This is a genomic window from Nonomuraea aridisoli, assembly GCF_003236395.1.
In the GTDB taxonomy this organism is placed as follows: Bacteria; Actinomycetota; Actinomycetes; order Streptosporangiales; family Streptosporangiaceae; genus Nonomuraea; species Nonomuraea aridisoli.
The window spans coordinates 1-6360 of sequence record NZ_POUD01000399.1 but is presented as its reverse complement, the minus strand read 5'-3'; the positions used below and the strand labels follow the sequence as shown (position 1 = coordinate 6360).

Sequence of the window (6360 nt, the reverse complement as noted above, 5' to 3'; positions counted from 1 at the left end):
GGGCGGTGCGGTCGTCCTGGAGCCAGGGGTCGTCGGGGAGGTTGATGGCCGGCGGGTCCGTCAGTTCCGGCTCGATGTCCTGGCGGGCACGGTCGTCCGGGTTGTCCAGGTCGGGCTCGTCGGTGAACGAGGGGCCGCCGTCGGGCTCGGGGACGTCCCATTCGTCCGAGTCGGTCGGAGGGGTGTAGCCGGGGTCGGGGACGTCGCTGTCGTATTCAGGAGTGTCGTAACCGGAGGAGTAGCCGTAGTCGGACGGCTCGGGGAACTCCTCGACCGGCTTGCCCTCCATGGCCTCGGCCATGAACGCCCGCCAAATCTGCGCCGGCAGCGAACCGCCGAACTGCGTGCCGTACCCGGGGATCGTGACGGTGGCGTTGTCGTCGCGGAACATGTTGACCGCCACCGCGAGCTGCGGCGTGTAGCCGTTGAACCAGACCGACTTCGAGTCGTCCGTGGTGCCCGTCTTGCCGGCCACCGGGCGGTCGTAGAGCCGGGCGGCGGTGCCGGTGCCGTACTTGACGACCTGCTCCATCGCGTACGTGGCGTCGGCGGCGGCCTGCTCCCCGACCACCTTGGTGGCGGTCGGCTCGACGACCTGCTCACGGCCCTGGGCGTCGGTGACCGACCGCACCACGTGGGCCTCCATGTGGACGCCCTTGTTGGCGAACGTGGCGAACCCGGAGGCGTTCTGCACGGCGCTCACCGAGGCCACCCCGAGCGGGAACGAGGCGGCCGCCTGGTGGGGCTCCAGCTGGGCGGCGGGGATGCCGGCCAGCTCGGCCGTCTTGGCCACCTTGTCGAGCCCGACCTTCTGGCCGAGGTCGACGAACGCGGTGTTGACGGAGTTCTGGGTGGCGCTGACCAGGTTGATGAGCCCGTACGAGCGGTCGTTGTCGTTCGGGATGGCCTTCGAGGCCGAGGCCACCCGCAGCGGCGAGTTGCCGTCGACGCGGGTGGACAGGTCGAACCCGTTGTCGAGGGCCGCGGCCAGGGTGTACGGCTTGAACGTCGACCCGGCCATCACCTTGGCCGAGAACGCGTTGTCGAAGTGTTTCACCTGCGCGGGGCGCCCGCCGTAGAAGGCGACGACCTCGCCGGTGGCGGGGTCGACGGCGGCCAGGCCCGTACGGACCTGCTTCGGGGTGGAGTCGGGCAGCAGGTCCTCCACCGCGCGCTCGGCGGCCTGCATGAGCTTCTTGTCGAACGTGGTGACGACCTTCAGGCCGCCGCTGTTGATGTCCTCGTTGGTGAAGCCGCGGCGGTTGAGCTCGGCGGTGACCTGCTCCAGCATGTGCTGGGCCTGGCCCCTGAGCTCGAACGGCTTCTTCGGCGGCGCCAGCTCGGGGAACCGCTCGGCGGCGGCCTGCTCGGGCGTCAGCGCGCCGGTCTGCGCCATCGCCTCGATCACCGACTGCCAGCGCACCTTGACCGCCTCCAGGTCGGCGCCCTGGGGGTCGGCGAAGCGGCTCGGCTGCTGGATGACCGCCGCGAGGTAGGCGCCCTCGGCCACGGTCAGGTCGCCGACGTCCTTGCCGAAGTAGGCGCGGGCGGCCGACTGCACGCCGTTGGCGCCGCGGCCGAAGTAGATCGTGTTGAGGTACTGCTCCAGCACCCAGTCCTTCGGCTTGGACTGGTCGACCTTCATCGCGATGAGGATCTCTTTGAACTTGCGGGTGACCGAGCGCTCCTGGCTCAGCCCGCTGTAGTAGTTGCGGACGAGCTGCTGGGTGATGGTGGAGCCGCCCTGGAGCTGCTGCCCCGTGAACGTGGACCAGACGGCGCGGGCGGTGCCCTTGAGCGAGACGCCGGCGTCGTCGTAGAAGGAGCGGTTCTCGGCGGCGATGACCGCGTCGCGCACGTGCTGCGGCACCTGCGCGAGATCGACCCTGCTGCGGTTGACGCCCTGCCGCGCGAGCACGGTCTTGCCGTCGCGGTAATAGATCACAGAACCCTGCGCGGTCGCCTGTTTCTGCGTTGTGTCCGGGATCGGCGTCATCGCCCAGGCAATGGCGAAAAGACCGGCCAGCACGAGGATTCCGGCACCGAATGAAATCAGTACAAGCCGGATAATCCGCCGTTTTCGCATTCCGTTTCCACCACCACTCCGCACCCCTGACTCCCCTCGTCAAGCGTCGCCCGATCCCCGCAGCCTGGGCGAATGCCAAGGGTAAACGATCGATAATGGTGCCTCGTCCCCCGCTGATACTACGACGGGCGGCGGCCTTCCCGGCGCGGAACATCGGCGACCAATGGCAACACTCGGTAGGGAACCGGAGTGTCAAGGGCGATGATCGAATTAGTCCTGAGTACGCCTTGAACATCAACGATCACATCGATAACCCGTTGCAAATCCGAGTTCGTCCGCGCGACCACCCGGCAGAGCAGATCGCTGCCGCCGGTGATGGTGTGCACCTCCAGCACCTCGGGGATGCGGGCCAGCCGGTCGGCCACCGGATCGTGCCCGGCCACCTGCCTGATCTCCAGGCTGACGAACGCGGTGACGTGGTAGCCGAGTGCGGCGGGCGAGACGTCGGGCCCGAAGCCCGTGATGACGCCCCGGTCGATCAGCCGGTCGAGGCGGGCCTGCGCCGTGCCGCGGGCCACGCCGAGCCGGCGCGAACACTCCAGCATGCCCAGCCGGGGCTCCTCGGTCAGCAGGGTGATCAGCCGGGCGTCGAGCTCGTCGATTGTCATGCTGTACAGATTTACCGGAGAATCCGGCGATCAACTAGGCAGATTGTCCACTCGTTGAGGTAACTCTTGCGCAACTCGTCCAGGAAATTCGACAGTTGTGAGCATGAGTGATGTCTTTCCGGTTAACGGCATGGACGCCGTGGTGTTCGCCGTGGGCAACGCCAGGCAGGCGGCCCACTACTACTCGACCGCGTTCGGCATGAAGCTGGTGGCCTACCGCGGGCCGGAGAACGGCAGCAAGGACGCGGCCGCGTACGTGCTGACCTCGGGCAGCGCCACGTTCGAGTTCCGGGCCTCCATCCGGCCGGGCACCGACCTGGCGCGGCACGTGGCCGAGCACGGCGACGGAGTGATCGACCTGGCCATCCAGGTGCCCGACGTGGAGGCCGGCTACGCCCACGCCGTGGCCAACGGGGCCAAGGGGCTGGTGGAGCCGTACACGCTGGAGGACGAGCACGGCAAGGTGACGCTCGCGGCCATCGCCGCGTACGGCGAGACGCGGCACACGCTGGTCGACAGGTCCAACTACCACGGGCCCTACCTGCCGGGCTACACGCCCGCGGAGCCGCTCGTGGCCCCGCCCGCCACCAGGACGGGGCGGCTGTTCCAGGCGATCGACCACTGCGTCGGCAACGTCGAGCTGGGCAAGATGGACGAGTGGGTGGAGTTCTACCGCAAGGTGATGGGCTTCACGAACATGGCCGAGTTCATCGGCGACGACATCGCCACCGAGTACTCCGCGCTCATGTCGAAGGTCGTGGCCGACGGCACCCGCAAGGTCAAGTTCCCGCTCAACGAGCCGGCGGTCAGCCGCAAGAAGTCGCAGATCGACGAGTACCTCGAGTTCTACGGCGGGCCGGGCGTGCAGCACATCGCGCTCGCCACCAACGACATCCTGACCACGGTCGACCACATGCGGGCGGCCGGCGTGCGGTTCCTGGACACTCCCGACTCCTACTACGACGACCCCGAGCTGCGTGGGCGCATCGGCGAGGTGCGCGTCCCCATCGAGGAGCTGAAGAAGCGCCACATCCTGGTCGACCGCGACGAGGACGGCTACCTGCTGCAGATCTTCACCCAGCCGGTGCAGGACCGGCCCACGGTCTTCTTCGAGCTCATCGAACGGCACGGCTCGCTCGGGTTCGGCAAGGGCAACTTCAAGGCGCTCTTCGAGGCGATCGAGCGCGAGCAGGAGCGACGGGGCAACCTGTAGGGGCAGCTCAGGTGACGAGTCGTCGGCAGTGCGTGACCCAGCGTAAGATTCTGGTCACGATCTGAAGGGGGCTCGTCACTTATGCGTTTCAACAGGCGTGGAGTGGTCGCGCTCGTCGTGCTCGGCAGCGTGGTCGGCTGCTCGCTCACCGACGAGCCGACCCCGCCCGCGGTGCACCACACCGAAGCGGCGTACCGCCCGGGCGCGCCCGGCATCGGCGACCCCGACTTCCCCCAGGACGGCAACGGCGGCTACGACGTCGCCCACTACGACCTCGACGTCGACTACACGCCCGCCACCAAGCGGCTCGAGGGCGTGGCCACCATCCGCGCCGCCGCCACGCAGGGCCTGTCCAGCTTCAACCTCGACCTGGCCGGGCTCCACGTGCGCAAGGTGCGCATCGACGACGAGCCCGCGACGTTCAGCCGGCAGGGCGACGAGCTGACCGTGCGGCCCGGGCAACCCATCGACGCCAACGACGAGTTCACCGTCGAGGTCACCTACGACGGCGTGCCCAACCCGGCGAAGGACACCGGCAACCTCGGCACGTTCGGCTTCATGGCGACCTCCGACGGCGCGTTCGTGGCCTCCGAGCCCGACGGCTCCAAGACCTGGTTCCCGAGCAACGACCATCCCGCCGACAAGGCGACCTACTCCTTCGAGATCACCGTGCCCGCCGGGCTGACCGCGCTGGCCAACGGCGAGCAGGTCGGGCGGCCCAAGACCGCCGGCGGCAGGACCACCTTCCGCTGGCGCGAGCGTCATCCGATGGCGACGTACCTCGCGACGGCCACGCTCGGCAAGTTCGACCTGCGCCAGGGCAAGAGCGCGGCGGGCATCCCCACGCTGGCCGCCACCGACCCGGCGTTCAAGAGCGGGCTCGACCGGCTCTACACCTCCACCGCCGAGATCACCGACCACTGGGCCAAGGTCTTCGGGCCCTACCCGTTCTCCTCGACGGGCGGCGTGATCGACAACTACACCGCGGGCTACGCGCTGGAGAACCAGACCAAGCCCCTCTACGGCGGCTTCGACCCCGACGAGGTGATCGTCGCCCACGAGCTCGCCCACCAGTGGTTCGGCAACAGCCTGACCATCTGGCGGTGGAAGGACCTCTGGCTCAACGAGGGCTTCGCCACGTACGCCGAGTGGCTGTGGTCCGAGCACAAGGGCAGGAAGACCGTGGAGGAGTTCTTCACGGAGTTCAACGACCGGCCCGAGAGCGATCCGATGTGGTCGTATCCGCCCGGGCGGGCCAAGCCCGACGACCTGTTCAACCAGTCGGTCTACACCCGCGGCGCGATGACCCTGCACGCGCTGCGCAGGTCCATCGGCGACGAGACGTTCTTCAAGCTGCTCCGCACGTGGGCCGCCGACCACCGCTACGGTCACGTCACGACGGAGAAGTTCATCGACCTGGCCGAACGCATGTCCGGCAAGGACCTCAACCCCCTCTTCGACGCCTGGCTCTTCCAACCCCGCAAACCCGCCGCCTGACCCCGCCGCCGCATACTTCCCCTAAGCTACTGAGTCCGACGTATCGGGCCGCCCGGGCCGACGTACGGAGGCGGACCGGCGTACGAAAGCCGCAGGCCGACGTACATGAGACAAGCGGGCCAGCGTAGGAAGGTCGCGGGCCGGCGTACAGGCGTCAGGCGGGCCGACGTACGGACGTCGCGGGTGGGCGTACGGGGGTCAAGCGGGCCAGTAGGTGTCATCGGCCAGGAGGAGAGCGGCGGCGCCGACCAGGCCGGCCTCCTGGCCGAGTGCGGCGGGCACGACCTTGACGCGCTGAGCGAACCCCATCCTGGCGTGCTCGCGCAGCGCCTCCTCCAGTGGGCCGAACAACGGCTCCCCCGCTTGTGAGAGCCCGCCGCCGATCGTGACCAGGTCGAGGTCGCACAGGTGCGTGGCGGAGGCGATCGCGATGCCGATCGCCCGTCCGGCCCGGCGCATCGCCCGCAGCGCGATCTCGTCCCCGGCCCGCGCGTCAGCCGCCAACTGCCGCGCCGTCACCACCCGATCTTCCCGGTACGCGAACACGTCGCCCTCGTCGACCGCCCGCGCCTCACCCTTCCGATACACCGACACACCTGGGGAGACCCGCGCGGTGGTTCCGCGCGCGTTCGCGGTGCGGGCTGGTGTGGTTTCCCCTGGCGGCTCGGCGCGGGCCTGCGCGGTCACCTCCGACCGCTCGGTGCGGGCTTGCGCGGTCACCTGTGGCTGGTCGGTGCGAGCCCGTGCGGGCTCCTGCGGCTGGTCGGTGCGGGCCTGTGCGGTCACCTCCGACCGCTCGGTGCTAGCCCGTGCGGGCTCCAGCGGCTGCTCAGTGCGAGCCTGTGCGGTCACCTGTGGCTGGTCGGTGGGAGGCCGTGGGGGTTCCTGTGGCTGGTTGGTGTGGGGCTGGGCCTGGCTCTTATACACATCTGACGCTGCCGACGATCTTACGCGTG

5 protein-coding genes are annotated in these 6360 nt (G+C 69.0%); 2 read left to right on the top strand and 3 right to left on the bottom strand.

The window, feature by feature from the left end:
* On the bottom strand, positions 1 to 1945 hold a 1945-nt coding region (locus tag C1J01_RS45220; RefSeq protein ID WP_235855097.1), incomplete at its 3' end, for a transglycosylase domain-containing protein.
* Between the two features lie 260 nt (positions 1946 to 2205).
* Positions 2206 to 2694, bottom strand: a complete 489-nt coding sequence (locus tag C1J01_RS45215; RefSeq protein ID WP_111185171.1) for an Lrp/AsnC family transcriptional regulator — start codon at positions 2692 to 2694, stop codon at positions 2206 to 2208.
* A gap of 103 nt (positions 2695 to 2797) precedes the next feature.
* Here C1J01_RS45215 and hppD point away from each other — a divergent pair, with 103 nt between their 5' ends.
* Together hppD and C1J01_RS45205 are read left to right on the top strand one after the other, a co-directional pair.
* Positions 2798 to 3907: a 4-hydroxyphenylpyruvate dioxygenase gene (gene hppD / locus C1J01_RS45210; protein ID WP_111185170.1), complete on the top strand. Its 1110-nt coding sequence runs from the start codon at positions 2798 to 2800 to the stop codon at positions 3905 to 3907.
* 81 nt (positions 3908 to 3988) lie between these two features.
* Positions 3989 to 5404, top strand: a complete 1416-nt coding sequence (locus C1J01_RS45205; RefSeq protein ID WP_111185169.1) for a M1 family metallopeptidase — start codon at positions 3989 to 3991, stop codon at positions 5402 to 5404.
* 198 nt (positions 5405 to 5602) lie between these two features.
* Here the strand turns inward: C1J01_RS45205 and C1J01_RS45200 are convergent, their stop codons facing one another.
* A complete protein-coding gene (locus tag C1J01_RS45200) occupies positions 5603 to 6256 on the bottom strand; it encodes an ROK family protein (protein WP_235855096.1) in 654 nt (217 codons plus the stop codon).
* Positions 6257 to 6360 lie beyond the last annotated feature (104 nt).